At 34.5% G+C, this 25,502-nt stretch carries 23 protein-coding genes and 2 pseudogenes; 8 read left to right on the forward strand and 17 right to left on the reverse strand.

The window, feature by feature from the left end; all coding sequences use genetic code 11:
- Window positions 1–100 precede the first annotated feature (100 nt).
- The 5 genes and pseudogenes from KHA87_RS09520 to KHA87_RS09540 form a co-directional block, all read right to left on the reverse strand.
- Window positions 101–364: a DUF4011 domain-containing protein gene (locus KHA87_RS09520; protein ID WP_213093827.1), complete on the reverse strand. Its 264-nt coding sequence runs from the start codon at window positions 362–364 to the stop codon at window positions 101–103.
- A gap of 393 nt (window positions 365–757) precedes the next feature.
- A complete protein-coding gene (locus KHA87_RS09525) occupies window positions 758–1,246 on the reverse strand; it encodes a DUF1648 domain-containing protein (protein ID WP_249310348.1) in 489 nt (162 codons plus the stop codon).
- Window positions 1,247–1,269: 23 nt separating this feature from the next.
- On the reverse strand, window positions 1,270–2,109 hold the full coding sequence (locus KHA87_RS09530) for a DUF2785 domain-containing protein (RefSeq protein WP_213093829.1): 840 nt from the start codon (window positions 2,107–2,109) through the stop codon (window positions 1,270–1,272).
- Window positions 2,110–2,135: 26 nt separating this feature from the next.
- A complete protein-coding gene (locus tag KHA87_RS09535) occupies window positions 2,136–3,416 on the reverse strand; it encodes a S41 family peptidase (RefSeq protein ID WP_213093830.1) in 1,281 nt (426 codons plus the stop codon).
- A 542-nt stretch (window positions 3,417–3,958) separates the two neighbouring features.
- Window positions 3,959–4,362, reverse strand: a pseudogene (locus KHA87_RS09540) (NUDIX hydrolase).
- Between the two features lie 152 nt (window positions 4,363–4,514).
- Here KHA87_RS09540 and KHA87_RS09545 point away from each other — a divergent pair.
- On the forward strand, window positions 4,515–7,043 hold the full coding sequence (locus tag KHA87_RS09545; protein WP_213093831.1) for a CDP-glycerol glycerophosphotransferase family protein: 2,529 nt from the start codon (window positions 4,515–4,517) through the stop codon (window positions 7,041–7,043).
- Between the two features lie 48 nt (window positions 7,044–7,091).
- On the opposite strand, the gene KHA87_RS09550 is transcribed toward KHA87_RS09545, so the two are convergent.
- Complete coding sequence (locus KHA87_RS09550) at window positions 7,092–7,709, reverse strand: NUDIX hydrolase (RefSeq protein WP_213093832.1); 618 nt, start codon at window positions 7,707–7,709, stop codon at window positions 7,092–7,094.
- A 221-nt stretch (window positions 7,710–7,930) separates the two neighbouring features.
- Here KHA87_RS09550 and KHA87_RS09555 point away from each other — a divergent pair, with 221 nt between their 5' ends.
- Window positions 7,931–9,184, forward strand: a complete 1,254-nt coding sequence (locus KHA87_RS09555) for an MFS transporter (RefSeq protein WP_249310246.1) — start codon at window positions 7,931–7,933, stop codon at window positions 9,182–9,184.
- A 184-nt stretch (window positions 9,185–9,368) separates the two neighbouring features.
- A complete protein-coding gene (locus tag KHA87_RS09560; RefSeq protein ID WP_213093834.1) occupies window positions 9,369–9,608 on the forward strand; it encodes a DUF2626 domain-containing protein in 240 nt (79 codons plus the stop codon).
- 35 nt (window positions 9,609–9,643) lie between these two features.
- Here KHA87_RS09560 and KHA87_RS09565 read toward each other — a convergent pair whose 3' ends face one another.
- A complete protein-coding gene (locus KHA87_RS09565; RefSeq protein ID WP_213093835.1) occupies window positions 9,644–10,279 on the reverse strand; it encodes an MBL fold metallo-hydrolase in 636 nt (211 codons plus the stop codon).
- A 213-nt stretch (window positions 10,280–10,492) separates the two neighbouring features.
- Between KHA87_RS09565 and KHA87_RS09570 the strand changes: the two genes are divergently transcribed.
- On the forward strand, window positions 10,493–10,666 hold the full coding sequence (locus KHA87_RS09570; RefSeq protein WP_213093836.1) for a DUF2759 domain-containing protein: 174 nt from the start codon (window positions 10,493–10,495) through the stop codon (window positions 10,664–10,666).
- Between the two features lie 13 nt (window positions 10,667–10,679).
- Here KHA87_RS09570 and KHA87_RS09575 read toward each other — a convergent pair whose 3' ends face one another.
- From KHA87_RS09575 to rpmG, 8 genes are all read right to left on the reverse strand, one after another.
- On the reverse strand, window positions 10,680–11,801 hold the full coding sequence (locus tag KHA87_RS09575; protein WP_213093837.1) for a YqgU-like beta propeller domain-containing protein: 1,122 nt from the start codon (window positions 11,799–11,801) through the stop codon (window positions 10,680–10,682).
- A gap of 129 nt (window positions 11,802–11,930) precedes the next feature.
- Window positions 11,931–13,799, reverse strand: a complete 1,869-nt coding sequence (locus KHA87_RS09580) for an LTA synthase family protein (protein ID WP_213093838.1) — start codon at window positions 13,797–13,799, stop codon at window positions 11,931–11,933.
- 128 nt (window positions 13,800–13,927) lie between these two features.
- The gene (locus tag KHA87_RS09585; RefSeq protein ID WP_213093839.1) at window positions 13,928–14,893 is read right to left on the reverse strand and encodes an ROK family glucokinase; all 966 of its coding nucleotides are present in this window, start codon (window positions 14,891–14,893) and stop codon (window positions 13,928–13,930) included.
- A gap of 1 nt (window position 14,894) precedes the next feature.
- Window positions 14,895–15,104 (reverse strand): YqgQ family protein, encoded by a 210-nt coding sequence (locus KHA87_RS09590; protein WP_213093840.1) that lies wholly within the window; start codon window positions 15,102–15,104, stop codon window positions 14,895–14,897.
- A gap of 33 nt (window positions 15,105–15,137) precedes the next feature.
- Window positions 15,138–16,667: a rhomboid family protein gene (locus KHA87_RS09595; protein ID WP_213093841.1), complete on the reverse strand. Its 1,530-nt coding sequence runs from the start codon at window positions 16,665–16,667 to the stop codon at window positions 15,138–15,140.
- Window positions 16,668–16,793: 126 nt separating this feature from the next.
- Entirely contained in the window at window positions 16,794–16,970 is a 177-nt protein-coding gene (locus KHA87_RS09600) for a hypothetical protein (protein WP_213093842.1), read from the reverse strand.
- 51 nt (window positions 16,971–17,021) lie between these two features.
- Window positions 17,022–17,591: a 5-formyltetrahydrofolate cyclo-ligase gene (locus tag KHA87_RS09605; protein ID WP_213093843.1), complete on the reverse strand. Its 570-nt coding sequence runs from the start codon at window positions 17,589–17,591 to the stop codon at window positions 17,022–17,024.
- A gap of 57 nt (window positions 17,592–17,648) precedes the next feature.
- Window positions 17,649–17,798 (reverse strand): 50S ribosomal protein L33, encoded by a 150-nt coding sequence (rpmG, locus tag KHA87_RS09610; protein WP_213093844.1) that lies wholly within the window; start codon window positions 17,796–17,798, stop codon window positions 17,649–17,651.
- Window positions 17,799–17,981: 183 nt separating this feature from the next.
- Here rpmG and KHA87_RS09615 point away from each other — a divergent pair, with 183 nt between their 5' ends.
- From KHA87_RS09615 to KHA87_RS09630, 4 genes and pseudogenes are all read left to right on the forward strand, one after another.
- The gene (locus KHA87_RS09615) at window positions 17,982–18,335 is read left to right on the forward strand and encodes a hypothetical protein (protein ID WP_213093845.1); all 354 of its coding nucleotides are present in this window, start codon (window positions 17,982–17,984) and stop codon (window positions 18,333–18,335) included.
- A gap of 24 nt (window positions 18,336–18,359) precedes the next feature.
- Entirely contained in the window at window positions 18,360–18,815 is a 456-nt protein-coding gene (locus KHA87_RS09620; protein WP_213093846.1) for an endolytic transglycosylase MltG, read from the forward strand.
- Between the two features lie 215 nt (window positions 18,816–19,030).
- Window positions 19,031–20,062 (forward strand): annotated as a pseudogene (locus tag KHA87_RS09625) (IS1595 family transposase).
- A 30-nt stretch (window positions 20,063–20,092) separates the two neighbouring features.
- Window positions 20,093–20,731, forward strand: coding sequence for a DUF3885 domain-containing protein (locus KHA87_RS09630; RefSeq protein ID WP_249310247.1), 639 nt, complete (start codon window positions 20,093–20,095; stop codon window positions 20,729–20,731).
- Window positions 20,732–20,889: 158 nt separating this feature from the next.
- On the opposite strand, the gene KHA87_RS09635 is transcribed toward KHA87_RS09630, so the two are convergent.
- On the reverse strand, window positions 20,890–23,094 hold the full coding sequence (locus tag KHA87_RS09635; protein WP_213093847.1) for a peptidoglycan D,D-transpeptidase FtsI family protein: 2,205 nt from the start codon (window positions 23,092–23,094) through the stop codon (window positions 20,890–20,892).
- A 135-nt stretch (window positions 23,095–23,229) separates the two neighbouring features.
- Window positions 23,230–25,467: a peptidoglycan D,D-transpeptidase FtsI family protein gene (locus tag KHA87_RS09640; protein WP_283249428.1), complete on the reverse strand. Its 2,238-nt coding sequence runs from the start codon at window positions 25,465–25,467 to the stop codon at window positions 23,230–23,232.
- Window positions 25,468–25,502: the final 35 nt, after the last annotated feature.

Below are 25,502 nucleotides of genomic sequence, written 5' to 3' on the forward strand. Positions count from 1 at the left end.
TTTATGAAAGCTGGCTTATTGGCTGGAAAGTCATACCCGCAGAGGCTCCATGTCAAACTAGCACGATACAAACAGCTTACATCTTAATAATCACAAAGACTTAACTTTTTTGTGTCCAAGATATTGACTCAAATCCACTAACAGATGGTTTCTTTTGTTTATCTACTTCTTGTTCTAAATCAACTAACGACCTTACCATAAGAGCTTTTCCATTATTTAATAAATCAAAGACTTCATTAACATCTTTTGATATTTTAATAGTAGATTTGTTTGTTTTAAAATTCAGCAATCGATTCCTTTTAGTCATATCTAAGAGTCGGGATTTCCAATGTTGAATTTTTATATCAAGTTTGCGTTCTTCCATTTTCCACATTTTCCCCCTAAAAAACTCGTTTCCTATTTAAAACTATTTACCTATTCTTATTATCAAAATACCATAATATCCCTAAATATCAACTACAAAATTCTCTATATTATCGCCATTTTCTACAATATTCAATTTACGATAAGATGCTCTTATTCCCAATAATTCTTATTTGATTAGTGAATTACCTGCATGTTAATATAGCAAAAGACAGATTAAAACAAATAATACAAATCAAGAGGCTGGGACAAAACCCACCTCTTAGATGAAAAAGCCGGTGAAATTTTACAACGAGTAAAATTTCACCGGCTTTGATTTTTTTTACAATAAGATAAGGATCACTTCTGAAAAAAATAAGTTACCACACAAAATAAAATAAGGAGCTTGATATGGTTATTTAATCCTAGCAGAACGAACAATAAAAAACACAATCGTACCAATTATAATAACTAGTATAATTGGAATTTCCCAAATACCTAGTCCTACATTATTTTTCATAGTCAATTGGATCCATTGCCAGCTATAATATACAAATAATAATGTGCTCTCTGCCTTGAAAACATTCATCATTTGTCTAGCATTCTTATATTGCTTTTCGATATTAACTTCTGATAAATGCGAGTAATTGAAAGTATGAGGAAATCGTTCAAGAATAGTCAACCCTAATGCGATTACGATAGATACTGCAGGAAGGACCCAAAGCATACCTTTATTCCCCCACCCGTCCGGCACGTCTCCATTAAAATGAATAGGGATTCTGCTTGATAATGATGGGTATTCGAACATTAAATAAACAATATTTCCGATTATCAATAGTAAACAAAAGATATCTAATATAATTTCTATCTTTGATCTAGGAATGTTTAATTTTGGCCGTTTCATTATTTCCACTATTCGCTCCCCCTTTATCTCTTATATACAGCATCATGCCATTTTTTTAGGACACTTTGAATTTCTCCCCGGGAAATTTCCCCATATTCGATATACCCTAATCGAAAATATAAAGATTTTAGGAAATTCATGATATTGGTTTTTATCCTATAAAAATGGAATGAAAACCCTTCTTTTTTAAATACTTCATGCAAATTATCGCTGACAGAACCCACCCAATTTCCCAATATTTCATCGCTCATTCCATTATCCAATAATGCTTCGATAGCGAATATCAATCTCTCATCTTCATCATCTGTGTACACACCGTTTTTCAATAGGCAAGAGAGAATTGCTTGTAATGCATCCGGTATATAAGCTGACTGAAAAGCTGGATGTAAGATAGCGGTTGTTACCAGATCGGCTCCATGAGCAATACTATGCGCCCACCCCTTGTCCTCTACATACCCCCGGACATCCTTCTCTTGCAGTAAATAATGAAAACTACACTGAATAGCTTGATCTGCAAGCGAACTTGGAAGGAACTTTTCCTTTATATCTAAATGTAATACTAGCTGAGCACAAAGTGCAGAAAATGATCGAGTAAAAACAGAATCCGACTTCTCCTCACCTATTTTATAAAATAGATATTCTGAACTTATACAGGTTTCTAATATATTTTCCATTCGTGTATAATCAATCAATTTATTTCCTATAAATCTGCAAAATGTTGAATATATCAAGTGGTCTCTTAATTCAGGATTCACGTCTCCAATATTCTCCAACATTTGTTCCGTTAGTACTTCTAGATTTATATTAGATATTTCTTCAACTGATAATTCCTTTAACTTCAAAAGTTGATTCTTTAGATTCATTTCATCTACCTCGTCGTCATTCACTTTTATCTATAGCTGTTGTTTTTTAACATATCAATCGCCACGTTCAAATCGATATCTTCAAAAATATGATTTGGTGTCCATGGAATATGCACATGTGGAATAACACCAACCTCGGTCATACCTCTTCCCTCATCAATTCTAGAAAGTCTGGAGGTTGGATACCATAATTCAAATAAGCCATCCCAGCTCATAACAGCTAAATTTGAATAGTCATTTAATCCTGCTGTCGCTCTGCCAATTACGGTTACTTTATTTGACATTTTACAAGTTTCTACAAACGAGTCCCCTGAGCTACCACAAGTCACATCAGCTAATACTATTACTCTCTCTGGACTCCTTCTTCCTTCGATTAGTTCATCTTCCTCTAACTCGGAAAAATCAAATTCTACAAAGCCTTTGCCTTTATTTTTCTCCCATTCACGTAAAAGGATATTTATCACTTTGATAGTACCTTCATCTTGAATGTCTTTAAGAGAATTTCGGAAAGATTTTACTCTTAATTCATAATTTCGATCCGAACAATTAGTTAGCATAATTTCTCCGTCTTCATTAAGATTAGTTACCTGTTCCGGGAAAATGTATGGCAATAATGGATAGTAAGCCGAATCGCTTCCTCCATAATTAACTCTTACGTCTATAATTAAATCCTTACAATGATCTAATTTTTCTTTATGGGACTCGACTAGTCGATTTATTGCATCCGGATTATCAAAATCGGTTAAAGTCATTAATTGAATATTTTTATCTAAACTTTTCAAGGAATATTGCGGAATATATTTAGAACTTTCATATTGATTTAACTCCATCATACTTTTTGCTCCACTAAGATTCTCCACCTCACAAAATGAGTATTCACGAATGATCTTATCCCAGTTCTCTCTTTCTTGATTATTTTCTCCTAATCTTCTTTTATGTATTTCCAACAATTCCGGAATACTCTTATTCTCAAGTGATACGATTGAAAATCCTTTTTCCAATCTTGTTTCATTACTAACTGCTGTAATATATAAACGGTCATTATATCTTCTTACTTTAAACCCTGAGTCATATTGTTTTTGATTTTCATTTGTTATGTGTCTAAAAGACATATGATGATCTTTGAAATCGAGCAAATAGTCCTGAACTATTTTTACAAATTGGGTAGGTGTTAATTCATTTTTAACTTCCAAGCTCTCAATTTCTTTTGCATAAACGTCCGGATTATCCCAACCTTTTTTATCTTCACAACCGGAATAATCATGCTGAGTAATGGAAACGATTTCTTGAAATATCTCTTGATACATTCTGATCATCCTTTTTTAAAATAGTAACTATTTCCTATACTTGTTAATTTCATTACTATTCCGGAAAAATCCTGCTAAAACGAATAAATAACCTCTATATACTGTTTCCACTTTTGAGCCATGTATAGCCTTGTCTGCATTCGTCTTTCTGAATAGGGATCCTCTCCTTCCCTCCACTCTAAATCAAGGGAAACACTATAACCAGTTATTTCCTCTAATGCTTCACAACGATTTCCAAAGCTCCAATGAGATTTGCAAAAACTTAAAAATTGGTTCCTAATGAATATCAAATTTATCATAAAGTGGACTCAAGTTCCGTTATATAGAAAATATATAGGAAAATCACTGTTTTTTCGCAAAATAAGGAACGTATGTCCGCAAACATAACGTTTTATCGTATTTTTTCACATACAGCGGAACGTGTGTCCTCCAAACCTAGAAGAATACAAAACTCACTACCTCACAGAATTTATGCCCAATTAATTTTCCAATACTAATAAATAGACCAAATCGATTTTTCGATTTGGTCATCTAATTTTATGCTAATTAAAAAAGCTTCCTCTAATAATGTCTAACATTTCCCTTGGTCTAATATCTAATAATGCACACTCATCAATACTCACCAAATCGGTTCATATGTCCCTCTATTCCGATTTGGATCCGTGAATTCTCCTGCAGTGCCTGTTCCAAATTCGCCTTCTATTATTTCTGCCAAATAGAAATATTGTGTACCATTGTGTTTTATGCTTACAATTAATTCCTTTATTTCAATCGTAACACCTAACTCTTCAAAACCCTCTCTTACTGTCGCATCTTCCGGCGTTTCTCCATCTTCTATACCTCCACCGGGAAAAACATAATATATGATGTTTTCCTTATTCCGTTTGATAAGCCCAATTCTTCCCTTTTCCTTATCAATAAGAACTGCGGATCCTCTATTTCGCAAAGATGATAGCCTCCATTAGTTTTTTGAAACTTTCCCCAAAAAATAATTTTACTTTTATTGTAAACGGACATACTAATATTGCCAAGTTTTTCGGGGTTAATTTGTCAGATTTTTCAAAGGTTGATGTTTTGAATTATGGAGGAGAAGATGAAGTGAAAAAAGCAGTACTAATAAGGAAAGTGAAGTTTGTATTTAGTCCGATTAAAAAATATGCTTTTGATGGCGGATTTCGAAGAAGAGTTCTATATACAAAATACCTAGAGAAAAAGCCGCTTAAGGAGAAAACCATTTTATATGAGTCCTACCATGGTCAAAGTATGACAGGAAACCCATATGCAGTATTTAAATACTTAATCAATAACGAGAAATATAAGGATTATGTTCATGTATGGGTTGTTCAAGATGATACAGTTATTCACGAAAAGTATAAGCATATTCGCAATGTTAAATTTGTTCGAAAAGAAAGCAATCAATATATAATTTATCTTGCAACTGCTAAGTATTTAATTAATGATACTACGTTTCCTTACTATTTTCAGAAAAGAAAAGACCAAATATATGCTAATATCTGGCATGGAACACCCTTAAAGACGATGGGAATACATATTAAAAATAGAGGATATACCGATCACAAAAATATTCAACGGAATTTTCTTTTCACAGATTTTATGGTTAATCCAAATAAATTTACAGCGGAAAAGCTTCTGCATTCTCATGATGTCTATAGTATCTTTAATGGAAAAATATTAGATTCTGGATATCCGCGTGTAGATTTAATGGTACATGCAAATAAGGAGGAAATGAGGAATATATTATCCGTTCCAAGTGAAAAAAAAGTAATTCTATATGCGCCGACATGGAGAGGAAAGTTGGGCAGTGAAAAAGACGAGAGCGAGAAGCTGCTCAAGGATATGAATCTTCTAAAGGAGCACATTAGTGATGAGTATATCATTTTATTAAAGTCGCATTATTATGCTTACAAATTTTTTGAGGAGCAAGGACTGGCAGATCTATGTGTTCCGAATAAGCTTGATACGAACGAAGTATTATCTATTGTGGATATTTTAATAACGGATTACTCTAGTATTTTCTTTGATTTTCTTCCATCGAAAAAGCCGATTATCTTCTATGCCTATGATGAGGAGCAATATCAAAGAGAACGTGGAACCTATATCCCGATGGACCAATTACCAGGGCCATTATGTCATCATTTAGCCGAAGTGGCAGATTCCATTAATCATATTAAGCTTATCAAAGACCGATTTCGTATTAAGTATGAAGAATTTTTAGAGGAATTTTGCTACCATGATGATGGAAAAGCGACAGCACGCTTTGTAGAAACAGTACTAGAGGGAAAACAATCTGATAACCTTATGCAAACACTCTCCAATAAAACAAAAATTCTTATCTATGGAGGAGGTTTTTTAAATAATGGCATTACCTCCTCTGTTATTAACTTATTAAATGCGATTGATTATGATCATTATGATGTAACCATTATGGATTTCTCTGATAATAACAAGCCAGAAAAATGGAAAAACATTGAAAAGCTAAACAAAAATATTCACTTTATTCATAGAATGGGCACTTGGAACGCCACTCTTCTTGAATGGTACCGCCATGCCTTAATCCTTCGAAGAGGGATATATACTGCTACGATGCAGAGAATCGTCCCCATTAAAATGTACAAAAGAGAACTAGAGAGAATTATCGGCAACACGTCCTATGATATTGGAATAGATTTCAGCGGATACAGTCCATTTTGGGCATCTATAATAGCTTTTGGCGATTTCAAAAAGAAAAGCATTTATTTGCATAATGATATGGGACAAGAAATCAATAAGAAGGTGAATAATAAATATCCGCATCGCCAGAATTTGAAAGTAATTTTTTCCTTATATAATTTTTTCGATAATGTAGTTTCTGTATCTAAATTAACTAATGAACAAAATAAAAAGAGCTTACAGAAAGTTGTTAAGAATATAGAGGATCGTATGAAATACGTTATTAATAACATTGATTACGAACAGATCCTCACACAAAAAGAGGAATTTTCCGAGGAATTTGTAATAAAGTTTAAGGATAAAAACTATATGCTATCCGTTCATAACGACAATCATAATCATTTAGAGCTAACTGGATATCAAATGCCAGATGAAAATGATATCAATTTCATCAATATTGGCAGACTAAGTCCGGAAAAGGATCATGCAAAATTAATTGCTGCATTTTCTCATATAGCAGCAAATCACCCAAAAGCAAAGCTCTTTATTGTCGGTGATGGTGATTTAAAGACATCCTTATTGGAATTAGTAAAAAATCTAAAATTAGAGGAAAAAGTTACTTTCACAGGTCAAATCAGCAATCCATATGCCCTGCTTCATAAATGTGATTGTTTCGTGCTATCCTCTAACCATGAAGGGCAGCCAATGGTTCTGCTTGAAGCGTTAACACTTGGTAAACCAGTAATTGTAACGGATATTCCAGGTTCCAGAAGTGTCATTGAAGGCGGACATGGGTTAATAGTGGAAAACTCCATTAAAGGACTCATTGATGGAATGGAGCATTTTATAAATGGAAAAGAGCTTTTGGAAAGACAGTTTGACTATGTCAGCTACCGTCAAGAAGCGATGAAAATGTTCTATGAAAAAATATGTTCACGAGAAAGCCAAACTGGCTAATTTAATCAAGGAAGTCCCGGGTGCCTGGCGCCATATGGGACTTCCTTTTCATTTTTGCAGATGCTCGACAAATTGTTTGATTAATTTTGCAGTAAGACCCCAGATGACAAACTCCTCATAATAATAAAAATACTCATTCAATTTCCTTGGCTGCCATTTATATTTTTCTCCGCCATGAATAAGGCTGTAAGGAAAGCTTTCTTCCGGTTCTGCATGGAAATTTACTTTAAAACAATCAGGAGGATTCATCATGAAAAAGGAAAGCGGAACGGTAAACACCTTTTCCACTTCAGAAGGATTTGGTTTAATGAGTTCAGGCTTGGATAGATACCCCACAAATGGATAGATAATTGTTCCATATGGTGAAATATTAAAATCCAATGGAGCAACAATAGAAATTAGTTCTTGAGGAATACCCAATTCCTCTACTGTTTCACGTACAGCTGTGACTTGTTCATTTTCATCTTCCTCATCCATTTTTCCTCCGGGAAGGCAAATTTCACCTGGTTGTCTTCTTAAACTTAAGGCGCGTACCTCAAATAATATATGTAGTTCATCCTCTATTTTTATTAGTGGGATTAATACTGCAAATTTCGTGAAGTTTTGCATATCCGCAATAGTTGGTGTTCGATTTTCTAAGCTAGTTATTATTTTTTCAAGATCCATCCTTCCCCCTCCTTTTGCCTTGGTTATTAATGAAGGAATACTTGTAATGTTATATATTCGCCCTTATGATGAAAATTCCTTCGAAGAAAAGGATATATCCCCATTGTCACAGCATGTTCATATTTTTTTATAATGAAAAAAAAGGCTTATGTTATAATTCCACTAAGCAATATTCAAATAATTGAGAATAATGTTCTCTTTTAAAGAAAGGTGGAATGCATTTGACACACAAGAAAAAAGGATTTTTAGAGAAATGGAAGCTCCCAACCTTACTTTTAATTGGCATAGGGGTATCAGGGCTAGGTGATTTTGTCTATCTAATTGCCATCAATTTGCTTATTTTGGATATGACACATTCTGCTGCTGCAGTTGCCGGTCTTTGGATTATTGGACCAATTGTTGCGATCCTGACAAATTTTTGGTCTGGAGGTTTTATTGACAGAGGAAATAAACGAAACATATTGATTTTGACCGATATCGTACGGGCCATATCAGTCGCCATCATTCCATTATTATCATCCATATGGTCCATTTATATGATGCTTGTTATCATAAGCCTTGCAAAAGCTTTTTTCACCCCTGCCTCCACAACTTACATAACAAAATTAATTCCCCATCATCAGCGCAAAAAATTTAATTCCATCAATAGTCTTGTAAGATCTGGCGCGTTCGTAGTTGGACCATCTATAGCAGGTGCTCTATTCTTATTGAGTTCGGTGGATGTAGCGATTTATATTAACGCTATCAGCTTTGCTGTCTCTGCTATTGTCCTATTTTTAATGCCAGACTTAGACAAGGATTTACAATCACAAAATGCGCCAAAAAAGGGAACATGGAAAACCTTTATTCTGGATTGGAAAGAAGTAATAGGTCAATATCAAAAACAAGCCTATGTATTTATTCTCTATAGCTTGTATATTGTAACGATTATCTTTACTTTTGCGATGGACTCACAAGAGGTTGTTTTCACCCAAAAAGTGATTGGGCTGAGTGCGACTCAATTCAGTTTGCTCGTAAGTATTACCGGAATTGGGTATTTACTTGGATCCATGTATATCTCATTTTTATCTAATCGAATTAGTATCAAACAATTAATCGGTATTGGGATCACCCTTATGTCCGTTGGTTATATTATCTTTTCTCTTTCCCATAGTTTTATGTCAGCAGTTATTGGATTTTCTATATTAGGGTTTTTTAATGCTTTTTCTGGCACTGGATTTAATACATTTTACCAAAATAATATACCTATTGAGATAATGGGAAGAGTATCGAGTGTATTAGGGGTATTGCAAAATGCTGCCCAAATCATTTTTCTTTTATTTATCGGCTTTTTAGGTGATATCCTCTCTCTTCGAAATGTTATTGTGACAATATCCTTTCTCAATTTTTTAACTGCTGTATTAATAAATTTATTTATGTTTAAACCGGAGAAACATATATATTTTACTGAGACAGAAGAGGAAAAAAGTTTGTAGGATTGAAGTATAAAACAGGAATGAAAACAAATACTGATATTAAATAATTTCTGCCAAACCGTTTCATCAGCAGTATTTTTATCACGTAAATGTCACAAACAAAAGTTTTGGTGTATTTACAATATATATATTTTTCCTTTATAATTATAAATTGATGGATACATGGTACAAAGGAGGGATACATATGGATCGCATGTACAGAGTATTAGGTTTTTGGACTGCAATGTTTACAGTAATGTTTTATCTTCTAGGATTGGATAAAACAGCATTATTATTCCTTGCACAAACAGGATTCTTTGTCTTATTAAGTTATTTAAAATTATCAGAGCGTATGTATATGTATATTTTTGGTGCATATTTAACCGTATTTTTTGCTGGATTTACATACTATACGACTTTCTTATTAGTACCAGGTGCAGAATAATTATTAAAAAAAGACTCTTATTACAGAGTCTTTTTTTAATAATTATTCAGAAAAGGATTCGATCTTATTTCATCTTCTATTGAAGTAATAGAGCCATGACCAGGAAGTACCGCCGTTTCTCTTGGTAAAGTTAATAATTTCTCACGGATACTTTCCATTAGTTGTTCATGATTACCCCAAGGTAAATCAGTTCTGCCAATACTTCCTTGAAATAAGGTATCTCCGGCAAATATGGTCTTTAATTCTTTTACGTAAAAAGAAATGCTTCCGGGTGAATGTCCCGGTGTTTCTAATATATTGAAGGTAAATCCTCCGATTGCCAAGGTTCCTTCTGCTTTGATTAAATGATCGGCAGGTGAAGCTACAATGGCTCGTCCATTTAAAAAGAGCTGCGAACCATTTAAAGACGGATCTGTTAACCAGCTAGCTTCTTCTTCATGAATATAGACTGGAATATCAAAATGCTTTTTTACTTCATCCACTGCCCCTATATGATCAAAATGAGCATGTGTTAATAAAATTGCCAACGGATGAAGTTTCTCATTCTCTAAAGTAGCAATAAGCTTATCTCCCTCCGCACCTGGATCAAAAATAATACAATCTTTCTCTTGATTATACAGCACATAACAATTTGTCTGTAAAAGACCAAGAGGTATTTGCTTCCATTCCATTACTGTCAACCTCCACTTCTTTCGTACATTCTAACATTATAATGGAAAAAGAAAAATCTGCTAATATTTTATATCATGAGATATAGGTATTCGGGTAAACTATGACAAAGAACTTTCACTTTTTCGCCTCGACAAAATTTATGAGAAAATGTAATATAATATAGAGTGCCATTATTCTTTACATAAGATTCATAAGAAAGGGGTTAATGATATATGGGTACTGTTATTATCTTTGCTCTTGTAACATTACTAGCATTATTCGCAGTATTTAAAACCATCAAAAATAGAAATCCACTAGGGTTTATCTGGGCATTAATCGCATTTTTAGTATTTGGATTTTTTACTGTTATGACGGTAATCCACTCAGGATATCCTGCAACTGTATAATTTTAAAAAGAGCCTATTGGCTCTTTTTTTCATATTCAACTATTTTTTTCTTCTTACCTGTTTTTAGGTCTATTAGTTGATTTAACTGATATCCATATAGACATAAAGTCCTGTCAGGGGAGAAGAGAATGGGTTCGTTTTTCAATGAATCCGCAATAATCGTTTTATCCTTTTCTTGAATATCATATCTTACCAATTGAAAATTGCCATTATACTCATCTGCTGAACCATTCCCGTGTGGAACAAATGTAAGAAATTCATGATGACTGAAATCATAGTATGGAACAAGCCAATTATCATATTGTCTAAGATGTGGTACCCGAAATGAAAACATTTCCTCTAATGTATCATTATAAAAATGATACATCGCAGATTCCCTATCCTTTTCCGGAATCGTTATGGTCATTAAATACGGTTGGAAGGAATCAAATTGATAAATATTTTGGAAAAGCTCTCTTCCCTTATTGGTATATGGTGAGGAATATGACCATAATGGAGCAAAGAAGTGCATCTCATTATCTTTCCAATTCTGCAAAACAATATCATTTTCTCTAAACCATTTTACAAATGGATCATTAAAATCGTATGGATGAAAGGATCCATCCTTAACATTTAAAATATTTACCCGATAACTCCAATCTTCATAAAAGACCGTAGTTAAGATAAGGTCGGGATTTTCTCTGTTCCAATGAAAGCTTAAATCGTAAGATGGTACCTTTCTGTTTACAATAATCTTACCTTCCGTATCAATAATGCTTAATGCTGCTGAGTAGGTTAACGATGCTGAATGAATTAATAGATTCTTTTTATCAGGACTGATAACAACATTTTTTATAGGATTTCCGGAAGAAAATAATATACTTTGATTTCCATCCAAAAGATTATACTTACAAATAATCGATTGATTATTTTCCTCTGCCATATACACAATAGATGTGTTATCTAGCCAGCCAACTATTTTTTGAAAGGTATCTTGCTTTAAGGTTAAAGGCTTTGCTTGATCAAACAAGGAAGGAATAGTCTTTGCTTTTGGTGGTTCCGAAGGATTTTCCCGATGTGAACAAGCCGCGAGCAAAAATATGAAGATTAGGAGAAGTAAAAGGATATATAGAGAGTTTACTTTTTTTATTTTCATCCTTTTTCACCTCTCCTTTCCAATGTATCCTTTAGCTTCCTTATCTATTTTCATTATATTATAATACCCCAGAAATATTAAAATTGTTTCGAAAATATAAAAAATATATTACAAATTGAAAAACCTATACTATTTGTGTGGTATGTAAAACCTTAGAAGATCCCCATAAATTACTTTATCTGAGAACATAAACTCTTTCGATTCTTTTCCGATAAAAGGCTTACAAAATTGAAGGTCTGTTACGTTTCCAGTATTTCTTACATAACAATCATTGCCTGTCCATATATGATCATTAGTAACAAATTTTCCATCCCTAAATATGACGAATGGCTTATAAGCAGCAGAAAATAAATCTTGGCCGAATTGAACATCATTTTTTGTACTTAATCCCAATAAGTGAAGCAAAGTTGGTCTTATATTTATTTGACCACCAATAGTCAAAATACTCCTGGCTTTATGCTTGTCTGTCACTCCTGGAATATGGATGATAAAAGGAACCTTTTGTAAATTAAAGGTGTCAAAAGGAGTTAATTTTTTACCAAAGTATTGGCTCATTGCAGCAGTATGATTATCTGAAATTCCGTGATGATCTCCATAAAATACAATAATAGATTGCTTATACAAACCATTAGCCTTTAATTTTTCTATAAATTTCTTAATCGCCTCATCCTCATATCTTACAGTAGTAAAATAACGATTGACTATAGGATCTTCTGATTGATATTCCTCTATTAATTTATCCTCTTCCATAAGTCTAAAAGGGTGATGGTTTGTTAAGGTAACCATTTTCACGTAAAAAGGCTGCGGAATTTGCTTCATCAATTCAACAGATTGCTCAAAAAATGGAATATCCTTTAATCCCCATCCAACGGAATTATATTCCATTACTTTATAAGAGCTAGATGAAAAAAATTTTTGATAACCAAAGGATTTATACATAATATTCCGATTCCAAAAGCTCTTATTATTTGCATGCATTGCAGCTGTAAAATAACCGGCATCCTGCAGTTTTCTTGCCATTGAATAATAGGTATTGCCGGTATGAGTAAAAAATACAGCACCACGATTTAATGGATAAAGGGAATTTTCAACGATAAACTCGGCATCTGAAGTTTTTCCTTGACCTGTTTGATGATAAATATTAGGGAAATAAAAGCTATTTTGAATAAACTTATTTAAAAATGGCGTGACCTCTTGGCCATTTACTTTGGAATCAATGACAAAGCTTTGGGTTGATTCCAATGAAATAAGAATGAGATTTCTTCCTTTAGCTAAGCCAAAAAAATTCTCATTTGGACGAGCATAATTTGACTTTACATGATGTTGGATTTCGATTAATTTATTACCATCTGCCCAGACTTTCTGAGCTGATGATTTCGACTGAAGAAAGAGATCATATAATTGATAGTTGTAGGCACCTAAAAATTGAACAAGGAGTTTTCTATCAAAGGTTCTAGTTAAGATCTGTGGCCGCGCCACTTCAGCTAAGCAAAGATTGATGACAATCATACCGAAGGCAATGGAAAAATAAATGTAACGATAGTTTTTAAGTCTGTACAATGCAGGATAAACTAATATATTTTTTTTATAAAAATATAACAAAAGCAGTGGATCCATAAAAAAGATAATATCCCACCACTTTATTTCCGTGTACACACTATCTGTTAAATCGGTAAAATTGCTCGTTTGAAATAAAAGCGGTATCGTAATAAAATCATTAAAAAAACGAAAGAACATAATATTGGCGTATAAAATCAAGGAAACGACAAAGCTGATAAAAATTATATATTTGTTGCGTCTATTTTCCAATTTAATAAACAAACAAACTCCAAATACAACAAGTAGAATTCCGAGCGGATTGATGAGTAATATAGCCTCTTGCAATAAGTTCTCTATTTTCAAATGAAAGTTGGTCCTATAGACGATATATGTTTTTATCCAAAGAAAAAAGACCGCAATAATCGGCAAGGAAATGCTCTCCCGTCTGTCTCTAAACATTAAAATCGAAACCCCCATCTTACAGTGACGAACCACTGTAAGAAAATTATTTCAAAAGTAATATTTATATAGTGGGCATTTATAAGCATTTCATACCAACAATACGGCCATAAAAAGTAGTGAAATATTTATTTATTTTGTGCCAACCATGCGGCTCCCAGAATTCCAGCATCATTTCCTAAGGTTGCTATTACTAGTTCGGTAGAGGCTGCTACAGCAGAATATGCAAATTGTGTGAAATATCTTTGCAACGGGTTTAAAAGTAAATCCCCCGCTCTGGAAACTCCCCCTCCAATAACAATCTTTTTAGGGTTTAAGACATTCCCGATATTAGCTAGGACAAGTCCTAATGGGAGAGTTACATGATCGATAATACTTGCAGATAATGAATCACCATGACTCGCACTTTCAAATACATCCTTCGCTTCAATTGATCCTTTCTTTAGGTATAGAGCCTTTAATGCTGAATCTCCGTTATGCTTTTCCAATGCTTCTTTTGCAATTCTTGCAATACCTGTGGCAGATGCTATTGTTTCCAGACAACCTGTTTTCCCACAATTACAAGGTGCTCCACCATCAGGAATAATAGTAATATGTCCTATCTCACCTGCAGCACCTTTTACACCTTGAACAATGCTTCCGTTAACAATAACACCTCCGCCTACTCCTGTTCCTAAAGTAATACAGACAATATCTCTTGCACCATTACCTGCACCTTTCCACATTTCACCTAACGCAGCACAATTTGCGTCATTATCTATTTCGACCGGAAGATTGCTTAAATCACTTAAGATTTCTACAATTGGATAGTTCTTGGGCCATCCGAGATTAACCGCCTCATATATAATTCCTTTTTCTTTATCAACAGCCCCAGGTGCTCCCATTCCTATACCAATTAATTTGTCTTTTGTTTCGCCAAGGGACATGAGCTTTTCATTAATCGACTCGTTTATATCGGATAAAATATTTATGCCCTGCTCCGATTTGTCGGTTGGAATTTCCCACTTATGCAGAATCTCCCCGTCTTCTTGAACAAAAGCAAGCTTGACACTTGTTCCCCCTAAATCGACACCAACGATCCATTTATTGGACATACTACTCCCTCTTCCCTCGTGTTTTTTCTTTTTCTATTTCCATCCTTAATAATAATAGAGCATTCGAAAATATGTCTTTTGGAATAAGCTGTGTTTTATATAATTCCAATATTTCCATTTCCATTAATTCAAGATCAGCAAGCCTATTTCCAACATAAATAATGATCCCAAATTTTTTTAATAGTTGTTGTACATCATATACCGTTTTCATTCATTCACCAGCTTTTTCTTTTTGCTTCGGATCCTATTCACTTTGGTTTAATTGATCAAGAAAATTTTTAAATTTTTCATTATCCGTTAGTTCAACTGCCTTTTGAGCTTCCTTCCTTGCAGCTTCTTTATTTCCTTCATCTAAATATAGCAATGCTAAATTAAAATGAGCTTCTGCAAAGTTAGGTTCCATTTTTACTGCTGTAAGGAGATGCTCTTTAGCTTCTTGATACTTCTTTAAATGAACTTCAGAGTATGAAAGCTGAAAATAGGTACTTGCATTTCCTTTCCCTTTTGAAACATAATCATTTAGAAGCTTGTAAGCGGAACCATATTCTCCATCACTTATTTTTTTCTGTGAAAGCGTATTTATCACATTCGGTGTTGAATAGCTTCCTCCGTGGAATCCCATATATATAAATCCTGCAGAAAGGACTAGTGTCAATAGGAATGAACCTAGTTGTACAGCCACTCGTTTTTTCTTTGGGAAATGGACAATCGCGGCAGCTAAGAAACCGCCAATTAATCCGCCAATATGTCCAAAATTATCTACGCCCGAAACGGAATAACCAAAAATAAGATTAATAATGATCACTATGATTACATTTGTGCCCATTGTTCTAAAAAAGAGCTTTGGATATACGGCACCTAAATATAGCAATGCACCGAAACAGCCAAAAATAGCACCACTAGCACCAGCGGAAACACTACTGCTAAAGAGAAAACTTGCAAGCGTACCTGTAAAACCGGCAATTAAATAAATGATTAAAAAGCGAACCCTTCCGTATATTCGTTCAATAGCAGTACCTAAATAGTAAAGTGCTAATGAATTCATTAATAAATGAAGCAGGCCAATATGAAGAAAAATAGGGGTAATAAAGCGCCACCATTGTCCTTCAATTATGAGCAGATTTGACTTTGCTCCAAAACGTATTAAGTTTTGCGTATTGGAGCTTCCTCCCATTAATTCTAATATCAAAAAGATAATTATTTGAATTCCTAGTAAAATATAGGTAAAAAACGGCTTACCATTATTAAAAATTTGTTGTTCTTCTTGCGTTTGCGAGACCGCATTTGTTAATACGGTATTCCTAAGATAATCTACATCCGCTTCATCATACTGTTCCTTCAGTGAAATGGATATAGAATCCTGCATAAAGCTGCTGACTTGTTGAATTCCATCCTCCACATTTGTACTTTCAATCAGTCTATTATGGACGATAGTCTTTCCTTTATTAATTCCTAAAGGATGTTTAATTGTTGCTTCATAATCATCTACTGGGGCATATGTACTTACATATATATTCAATACATTTAAGCTTCTCTTCATGAAATGTTTGCGAAGTTTTTCCGCTTGGATACAAGTATGCTCAGCATCACGTTTTAACCAATTTCCCCAATCCAGATCATATCTCAGCATCCTAATAATTTGAGCATGCTTGTTTGATGTATCCTCCAGCCAAATTTCCTGATAATCTTCACTAATTTGAATGAGACGATACTTTTTTTCAACGATAAAAAAATAAGCTAGCCTCCAAAACAAAAAGTCCTGCGTACCGCTCAATCTTTTCCCCGCCTTTATAGTGCAAAATTTACTATTTTATCTGATTAATATTTACTATAACGAAAAAATAGACCACCTGTAAAGCAATACACGTGCTTTACAGGTGATCCATCACTATTTATATTCTTATCGAAATGTGCTTTGCATAAATCGAGTACGTAGCCAAGGAATACTCATGGCCAATTGAACCGCTACCTTCCTTAGCCAATAGCTGCCAAAGGCAATATTCAAGATTTTATATCGATATTTAAATATTCCTGCAATGACGAGAAAGGGAACAACCCATTTCATTATAAATCCCATCAATAATCCCTCCATAACCTTTTATTTTATTATGTGGTAATGGAGAGGAATTTATCCTTTACAATGATAAAAATCTTGTTCCGTTAAAATGGCTTGTACCGGAATGTCGTGATTTTCTATAGGTATGTCATGATATAGCTGCACAGAAAACGCAAGTGATATTGTATTCCCTTTAAAATGCTGTAAATAACGATCATAGTAGCCGCCACCAAAACCAATTCGGTATCCATGCTTATCGAAAGCTACTCCAGGAACGATCATTAGATCTATTTCCTGTGGATTGGATATTGGCATTTCGTTTTCTATTGGCTCAAATAGCCCAAAATATACCTGTTCTAATTGCGTAAAAGATGTTATTTGCTTAAACGACATTTGCTTTGTTTCAGGGAAGCATTTCGGTACTACTATTTTTTTTCCTTGCAGCCATCCATTTCGAATGATTTGCCATGTATCCACTTCTGGAGGACGTGAAATGGTGAGAGCGATGGTACCTGCTTCCTTCCAAATAGGGAGCTGGTAGAGGTTTTTGGCAATCTTAAAAGAATAGTCTTCATATGTACATTTATCTAACTTTTTTAAATCACTAATAATATGCTTTCTAATTTCTCTTTTTCTTCCCAACTTAACATCCCAGCTTTCATCGTAAAATGAGAAAAGCAGTAGGAAATATCCCACTGCTTACTTTGTTTCACGGTGTACAGTTGTACGTTTTTCTCTTGGACAGTATTTTTTAAGCTCAATACGGTCTGGATTGTTACGTTTATTTTTTGTTGAAATATAGTTACGCTCACCGCAATCAGTGCAAGCTAATGTAATATTTACACGCATGTCTTTCCCTCCAAACTTCATTGCATTCTTCACTATTCATACGACTTTTCTATAATATCATTTTTTTTTAGGAAATGCTAGTCCGATTTTATCATCATTATGTAAAACATTATTCCCATGATGGTAGCTATAAGGTTTCCTTTATGATATAACATTAAATAGTACATAAGGGGGAATGAGATTTTGAACTCTTTAATCTTTCTTTTATTAATATTATCTGTCTTATTATTTATTATCTCTTTTTTTCAAAAAGATCGCTCGGCTTCTATCGAAAAAGACGTTGAAGAATTATCTATGAATCTTTATCAGGAAACCTATCAATTGAAGAAGCGAATGAAGGTTTTAGAGGAAGAGCTGTTGATTGACTCGCCTTCGATGCAAGCTCAAGCTATTTCAGCGCCGAAAAGTAAAATAAATGCCATTTTAAAAAATCAGGTTATTGCACTATATAAGCAAGGACTTAGTGTGGAACAAATCTCAAAACAGTCGGCATTATCTATTTCGGAAGTGCAAAAAATCATTTTACAATTAAGTTAGGATTGGCAGTGAAGGGAGATTTCGATGGATAAGAGAACCACGAGGGCATTTGCATCCGGGCTTTTACTATCTGCCCTGTTGTTAATGGGCTATAATCATTTTTATGGGGTTAATGAACCAACTAATATAAAAAAGGGCTATACATCCATAAAAACAAGTCAGCTACAAAGGCTAGAAAAGGATGCAGAGGCATGGAAAAAGAAATATGATGAGTCACAAAAAGAAAATAATCATCCTGTTCAAAAATCGCAACCAGTAAAAGAAACCATTATTAAATATCATTTATCCATTACTAGCGGGATGACACCTGAAAAAATTGGAAGCCGACTAAAGACGGGTGGAATAATAAAAGACAAGAAGAAATTTGTTCAGTACTTAATTGATCATCGCTATCATAATAAGATTCAAATTGGTGAATATGAATTAACGAATAAAATGAGCTTTGCAGAAATTGCAAAAACGATTACAAAAGGAAAATGATCAGCATTACACTGATCATTTTTTTATTTGTACTAAGGCTGTTTTCGCATATAGTGTTTCATCTAGTATAAGGTATTAATCCTAACATAGACTTAATTTCGGGGCATCTTTTCTTAAAAAATTGGCTCTGTTAAAGGTAAATGTTGATATTTGATGATTAACCAAAAACTTGATAAAATCAATATAAGAACAAACATTCGGGAGGTGGGTTTGAAATGGACAAAGCGTTTAGTAACTTGTTAAAGTATATCGACAAATTACCCCATACTAAAAAAGAACAATTATATCAATGGGTAAAACGCTATGTTGACCCTACCTCTTCCGTTGGTGGTCGGTTAATTAATGAAATGAGAGAAACTCGTTTTAAAGATGGTTTTGAGTGCCCTCATTGTTCGTCTGAACACGTTGTTCGGTTCGGCAAAGTTAAGGGTTGCCAACGGTATCGTTGTAAAAGTTGCCATAAAACTTTTACCGACACAACTAACACTGTACTTTATCGCACCAGAAAAGGTGATGAATGGATAACATTTGTTGATTGTATGTTCAAAGGCTATTCCCTGCGAAAATCGGCTGAAATCGTAGGGGTTACTTGGGTTACCCTTTTTTACTGGAGACATAAACTGCTATCCGCCTTAAAACAAATGGATTTTGAGCATTTTGAAGGTATCGTTGAAGTTGACGAGACCTATTTCTTGTACTCTCAAAAAGGGCAACGTGGCATTACAGAACGGAAGCCTCGTAAACGTGGGGGAAAATCCAAACACAGAGGAATCAGCCACGAACAAGTTTGCGTTCTTGTCGCAAGAGACCGTACAAAGGCAACCGTCTCCAAAGTTTCTTGTATGGGTCGTATTGTGAAGCCTAAAGTTGAAAAAATCATTGGCTCTAAACTATCATCCGATAATGTGCTTGTAACTGATGCTTGGAGAGCCTACAAAACCTATGCGAAAGACAAATGATTAGAGCATTACCGAATCAAATCAAATGATGGAAAGCACGTTATTAAAGGCTTATATCATATTCAAAATGTGAATAGCTTTCATTCTCGGTTAAAGAAATGGATTGACCGTTTTAAAGGTGTCGATACAAAATACCTCGACAATTACCTCTCTTGGTTCTTGTTTATAGATAGTCGCAGTAACGAAAGCACAAAGCAACATATTAAAGAACTTCTGCTTACATCGTTTGTATTTGAAATGACGGAAACTTACGATAGTTTACGTCAATCCAAATTTCGAGTCAGTTGAACCGATAAATAGAAACTACGAGGTGTTGAAATGCAGTTAAAAGACTTTATGAACGAAAATTACCCCAATTTAGAACTTAGACCACCTTTGTTTTATAGTTGGGATACTGGGATTCGATTTGAACTTGGTGTAGAGTGGAAAAGGGAATATGACTATCCAAACAACCCATATGTATTGGGGTGTTATAAAAGGGCAATTACTTTATTTGAATCCCTACATTCTCCAACAGAAGAGATTTTTGTCGTGATGGATGTCAATGATTTTGATAAAGGGAAAAACCTTAAACATCAGTTAAAGAATTTTTCCCCATATGTAAAAAAATCATTGTTATTTAGATTGAAACATCAAGCATTGCCTTATATTTTTCCAGAAGATGATGAAGAAGGCACGTACAGAACTCACAGATTTACTCTAAAATGCAAAACATCAGATTTTAAATATGTTCCATTGTTAAAAGCAATTTGTAATCAAGACTTGGGTTTGAAACCGAGTATTTTCCATAGAGTTTACTTCATTAACATCAATAGGAAAACCATCTTTCACGTTTACGATGACAGAGGTTGTGATTTGTTGGCAACTTCACCTGCTACAATAAAAGATACTTATAATAGACACAATGACTGGATTTTAGACTATGACAGACCTGAAATTGATAAGCTATTTAATTGAATTTTTAAGGGAAACGCTATAAATAAGCGTCTCCCATTTTTATGATTAAAAATCAACATTAAAATTTAACAGAGCCAAAAAATTATTAATTCTTAACCAAATTAAGGATTTATATAAGGTTTTCGCCACCAAAAGCACCAAGTTTATGAAAAGACCCTTTATTGATTTTCATTACTTTCTGTGTTTTCTTCTACCTTTTTCGCATCTTTAATATTTTCCACTTTCTGAGTGGATTCAGCAGTATTTAACCCTTCCTTTTCCCGCTTTTCCTTTAAATCGAAATAAGCTTTAAATACAGCATCTGCTATCTCAAGGTTAACATGTGTTTTATCTGTAGTTGAGTAAGGTACAACCACCGAGAGGGCGATCTCAGGATTATCATAAGGAGCATACCCTGCGAATGTTACATTCCATGTCCATATTAGTTGATTAGGCTGGCGATTAGGACCATCATAAACCGATTCTGCAGTGCCTGTTTTCCCTGCTATTTTGTATTGCTTATTGTGAATTCCATAATATGCTGTTCCTTCCGGATCATTTACAACCAGCTTTAACCCCTCTTGTACATGCTTTATCCATTCACTTTTCATATTAACTTTATTCAAAATTTTAGGCTGAATCATTTGCACAATTGGACCAAGCTCATCAGTTTTAGCATTTGGCTCCCGTATTTCCTTTACAATATGTGGTTGAATTCGGTATCCGCCATTTGCAATTGTCGAAATATATTGGACAAGCTGCAATGGAGTATAGGTATCAAATTGTCCGATGGCAAAGTCCAATACCTTTCCGCTTTCTTGAGGTATCCCGCCACCATAGCCTGCTGATTCCCCAGGTAAGTCAATACCTGTTTTTACACCTAGGCCAAATTGAGCAAAATTATTACGGAACTTCCTAATTGCCTCCATTTTATCTATGGTTAACGGACCATGTGGAATATAATATTGCTGTCCTCCAATTTTCATCGCCGTTTTAAACATATAGACATTGGAGGACCTTTTCAGCGCATACAAATCATTTATCGACCCAAATCCTCGGCCGTTCCATGATTTTTTAACATTTGTACCTTTAAATATAATCGGCTCATCCACAATTGGTTCAAAGGGATGAATGGCACCTGTTTGATAGCCGGTTAAAAGTGTTGCTCCTTTTACAGCGGACCCCATCGAATAAGATGAATTCATATTACCGAGAGCATAGTCCCTAATTTCCGTCTTTCCCGTCTCTTTATCCTTTACATATTGTTTTCCTGACATAGCTAGGAGTTCTCCGGTCTTCGGATTCATGACAGAAACAAACGTCCTATCCATATACGGCTGACCTGCACGAGCTTTACCAAGCTTATCTTGAATAATTTTGTCAACAGCCTGCTGAAGGTCCATATCAGTCGATAAAACTAAGTCATTTCCGCGCTTCCCTTTTCTAATTATTTTGGATTCTAGAACATTTCCCGCATTATCTGTTCTGTTTTTTACTTTTTCTTTTTCCCCTTTTAATACATTTTCGTACTGATACTCGAGATAGCTTTTCCCAACCCGGTCATTGCGGCTATACCCAAGTGCCGTATAATATTTTGCCTTTTCGCTTGGTAATCCTTCCTTAGTCGAAGTTACCTTACCTAAAACGGAACCAAGTACTGTATCTCCAGTATCGTTTTTAAAAACGGTATACCGATCCCAATCAGTGGTTGTATCCACCCCAGGTAAAATATCCAGGTTTTCACTAACCACCGCAAACTCTCGAGGAGTAACGTCACGCTTAATAATTTGCGTTGTTAAAGCATACCCATTCATTTCCCGATAAATCGCTAGTACTTCCAACTCTTGCTTGGAAAAGGATTGAATATCCTTCTTCGTAATTCGATTTAATTGAAGCTGATAGCTTTTGGCATTGATCTCCTTTTGATCAAGCTTATCTTTTTTAAATTGTTCCCGGTCATAATCAGTAATTAATGCCTTCGCTTCATCCGGATGAGTAAGAATCCAGAAATCCTTACGGTCCCTTTCCGTAATTGTTTTTAAATCTTCTTTTGAATCCTTATTTATGAATAGTGCGAGCTTTCGGGCAACCTCTAATTTCACTTCCGGTTTTGCAGACTGTGGAATGGTATAAGTAATGGCATTTAGCGGTTTATTCCCGACAATAAGCTTTCCATTACGATCATAAATCAGTCCCCTTGGCACGGGATTATACACGGAAACATCATTCGTTCTATTAATCTCCTTTTTGTAATCCTCGCCATGAACGATTTGGACAATTCCTAAACGTAAAATAAGAATCGAGAACAGCAAAAAAACGATTAAAAACAGGATATTCATACGTAAAAGTACAAATGATTTCTTTTTATTTTTTACTAATTCCATTCCCCCACCCCCTGTATAATATTTCCTGCTTCCTATTGTAAAGGATAAACCAAATGTATTCTATAAGAAAAAATATAATAATAAAAAAACCGCTTAATCAGTATGATTAAACGGTTAATAGTTTTAATGAATCTCTTATTGTGCGGAACTCGAACCAGTCGTATTTTTCATCGTCATATCAGAATTAATAATTTTTGTGTCCTCTGCATTCTCCACTTTTTGTGTTGATTTAGACTGATCTAGCCCATCTTTTGCTCTTTTTGCTTTAAGATCAAAATAAGCTTTAAATACTTGGTTTGCAATTGCTAAGTTGACATGTGGATCCTTCTGCGCACCTTCGTATGACCAAGGAACAACGACAGAAATCGCTACCTCTGGATGATCATACGGTGCATAACCAACGAAGGTCACATTCCATGTCATAGGAGGTAATTCATTTCTTTTCCAATATTCATTTGCTTTTGGACCATCATATAATCCTTGGGCAGTTCCTGTTTTCGCTGCTACTTTATACTTACTATCAATATAACCGTGAGCAGTACCACCTTGCTCGTTAACGACCTTCCATAATCCTTCTTTTACATGATCTATCCAAGAAGTTTTCATCGATAGTTTATTCAAAACATTAGGTTTTATTTCATCAATAACTGGACCTAATTCATCAGAATTAACACTAGGCTCACGTATCTCCTTAACAATATGGGGTTGAATTCGATAGCCCCCATTAGCAATAGTCGAAATATATTGGACAAGCTGCAGAGGAGTATATGTGTCATATTGTCCAAACGCAAAGTCCAAAACTTTACCTGATTCTGGCGGAATTCCATTTCCTACCCCTGATGATTCACCTGGTAGGTCAATTCCTGTCTTAACCCCTAAGCCAAATTGATTAAAATTATAACGCAGTTTTTGAATTGCTTTCATTTTATCAATGCTTAATGGACCATTTGGGACATATGAGTATTGGCCACCAATCTTCATAGCAATCCACATCATGTATACGTTAGAAGATACTTTTAATGCAGTTAAATCATTAATTGCACCAAACGGAACTGCTCTCCAAGACTTCTTAACATTAGTACCTGCAAATTTTAAAGGCTGGTCGACCTGAACCTCTCCTGGATGAATAACTCCAGTTTGATAACCTGTTAAAACCGTTGCAGCTTTTACTACTGAACCTGGAGAGTAGGAAGTTGTCATATTACCTAATGCATAATCAGCTAAGACTGTCTTACCTGTTTTTGAGTCCGTCACATATTGTTTACCTGCCATTGTCAAAAGTTCACCGGTATTTGGATTCATCACCGAGACAAAGGCACGGTCTAAAAATCGATGGCCAGGTTTATTTTTAGCCAATTCTTTTTGAATAATTTTCTCCACCTTCTGCTGAAGGTCAATATCAATTGATAAGACTAAATCGTCCCCTCTTTTTCCTTTGCTTACTACCTCTGATTCAAGTACATTCCCTGACTTATCTGTTTTATTTTTTACTTTTTCTTTTTGACCTTGAAGAACGTCTTCATATTGGTATTCCAAGTAACTCTTTCCAACTCGGTCATTTCTGCTATATCCTCGTGAAAGATAATAATCTACTAATTCCTTTGGTAATCCTTCTTTGGAAGAAGACACATTTCCAAGTACAGAACCTAGCACCGCATCTCCTGTATCATTTTTAAATACGTTATAGCGTTCCCAGTCTGTTGTTGTATCAACACCTGGTAGCGAGCTTAGATTTTCATTTACAATCGCGTATTCTTTTGGTGTAACGCTTTTATTTTTCACAATTTGTGGCGAAAGGGCATAGCCGCTTGCCATTTCTCGATAAATAGCCAGCACCTCTAGCTGCTGCTTGGAAAATGAATTCATTTCTTTATCTGTGATTCTATCTAATTGCAATTGATACAAGTCTTTATCACTTAATTTATTGGCTTTAAATTTATTCCATTCCGCTGTTGTAATTTTTGCTTTTGCCTCTTCTGGATGCAGCATAATCCAATAATCTTTTCGATCTCTCACGGTAATGGCTTTAAAGTCCTCTGGTGTATCTTTTTTAATTATGGTTGCTAATTTTCTTGCCTCATCCAATATTTCTTGTTGAGAAGTTGTTTTTGATCTTGTATACGTAATCGCGTTTAACGGTTTGTTTCCGACAATCAATTTATGATTTCGATCATAAATTTTCCCTCTAGGGACTGATGTATTAACGGTAACATCATCCGTTCGCTCAAGCTCCCGTTTATAATCTTGACCATGGACAATTTGTACAATTCCCAGCCGAAGAATTAAACATGAAAACAGTACAAAAACAACAAAAAACAGCATGTTCATTCTTAAAGGAACATGTGTCCTTTTCTTTTTTTTCGTCTTTCTCAATGTTGACAATCCTTCCTGCATAAAACATTTATTCT

Origin of the sequence: Bacillus sp. FJAT-49736 (assembly GCF_018343615.1) — a bacterium.
Taxonomy (GTDB): Bacteria; Bacillota; Bacilli; order Bacillales; family Bacillaceae_C; genus Margalitia.

Bases quoted from the DNA above. Each gene is read 5' to 3' on its own strand.
- KHA87_RS09570 (WP_213093836.1), top strand. From the start codon at position 10,493: ATGGGTACTGTTATTATCTTTGCTCTTGTAACATTACTAGCATTATTC.
- KHA87_RS09585 (WP_213093839.1), bottom strand. From the start codon at position 14,893: ATGTCCAATAAATGGATCGTTGGTGTCGATTTAGGGGGAACAAGTGTC.
- KHA87_RS09550 (WP_213093832.1), bottom strand. From the start codon at position 7,709: ATGGATCTTGAAAAAATAATAACTAGCTTAGAAAATCGAACACCAACT.
- KHA87_RS09525 (WP_249310348.1), bottom strand. From the start codon at position 1,246: ATGAAACGGCCAAAATTAAACATTCCTAGATCAAAGATAGAAATTATA.
- KHA87_RS09520 (WP_213093827.1), bottom strand. From the start codon at position 364: ATGGAAGAACGCAAACTTGATATAAAAATTCAACATTGGAAATCCCGA.
- KHA87_RS09565 (WP_213093835.1), bottom strand. From the start codon at position 10,279: ATGGAATGGAAGCAAATACCTCTTGGTCTTTTACAGACAAATTGTTAT.
- KHA87_RS09590 (WP_213093840.1), bottom strand. From the start codon at position 15,104: ATGAAAACGGTATATGATGTACAACAACTATTAAAAAAATTTGGGATC.
- KHA87_RS09530 (WP_213093829.1), bottom strand. From the start codon at position 2,109: ATGAATCTAAAGAATCAACTTTTGAAGTTAAAGGAATTATCAGTTGAA.
- KHA87_RS09620 (WP_213093846.1), top strand. From the start codon at position 18,360: ATGGATAAGAGAACCACGAGGGCATTTGCATCCGGGCTTTTACTATCT.
- KHA87_RS09635 (WP_213093847.1), bottom strand. From the start codon at position 23,094: ATGGAATTAGTAAAAAATAAAAAGAAATCATTTGTACTTTTACGTATG.
- rpmG (WP_213093844.1), bottom strand. From the start codon at position 17,798: ATGCGTGTAAATATTACATTAGCTTGCACTGATTGCGGTGAGCGTAAC.
- KHA87_RS09580 (WP_213093838.1), bottom strand. From the start codon at position 13,799: ATGTTTAGAGACAGACGGGAGAGCATTTCCTTGCCGATTATTGCGGTC.
- KHA87_RS09535 (WP_213093830.1), bottom strand. From the start codon at position 3,416: ATGTATCAAGAGATATTTCAAGAAATCGTTTCCATTACTCAGCATGAT.
- KHA87_RS09560 (WP_213093834.1), top strand. From the start codon at position 9,369: ATGGATCGCATGTACAGAGTATTAGGTTTTTGGACTGCAATGTTTACA.
- KHA87_RS09600 (WP_213093842.1), bottom strand. From the start codon at position 16,970: ATGGGATTTATAATGAAATGGGTTGTTCCCTTTCTCGTCATTGCAGGA.
- KHA87_RS09630 (WP_249310247.1), top strand. From the start codon at position 20,093: ATGCAGTTAAAAGACTTTATGAACGAAAATTACCCCAATTTAGAACTT.
- KHA87_RS09575 (WP_213093837.1), bottom strand. From the start codon at position 11,801: ATGAAAATAAAAAAAGTAAACTCTCTATATATCCTTTTACTTCTCCTA.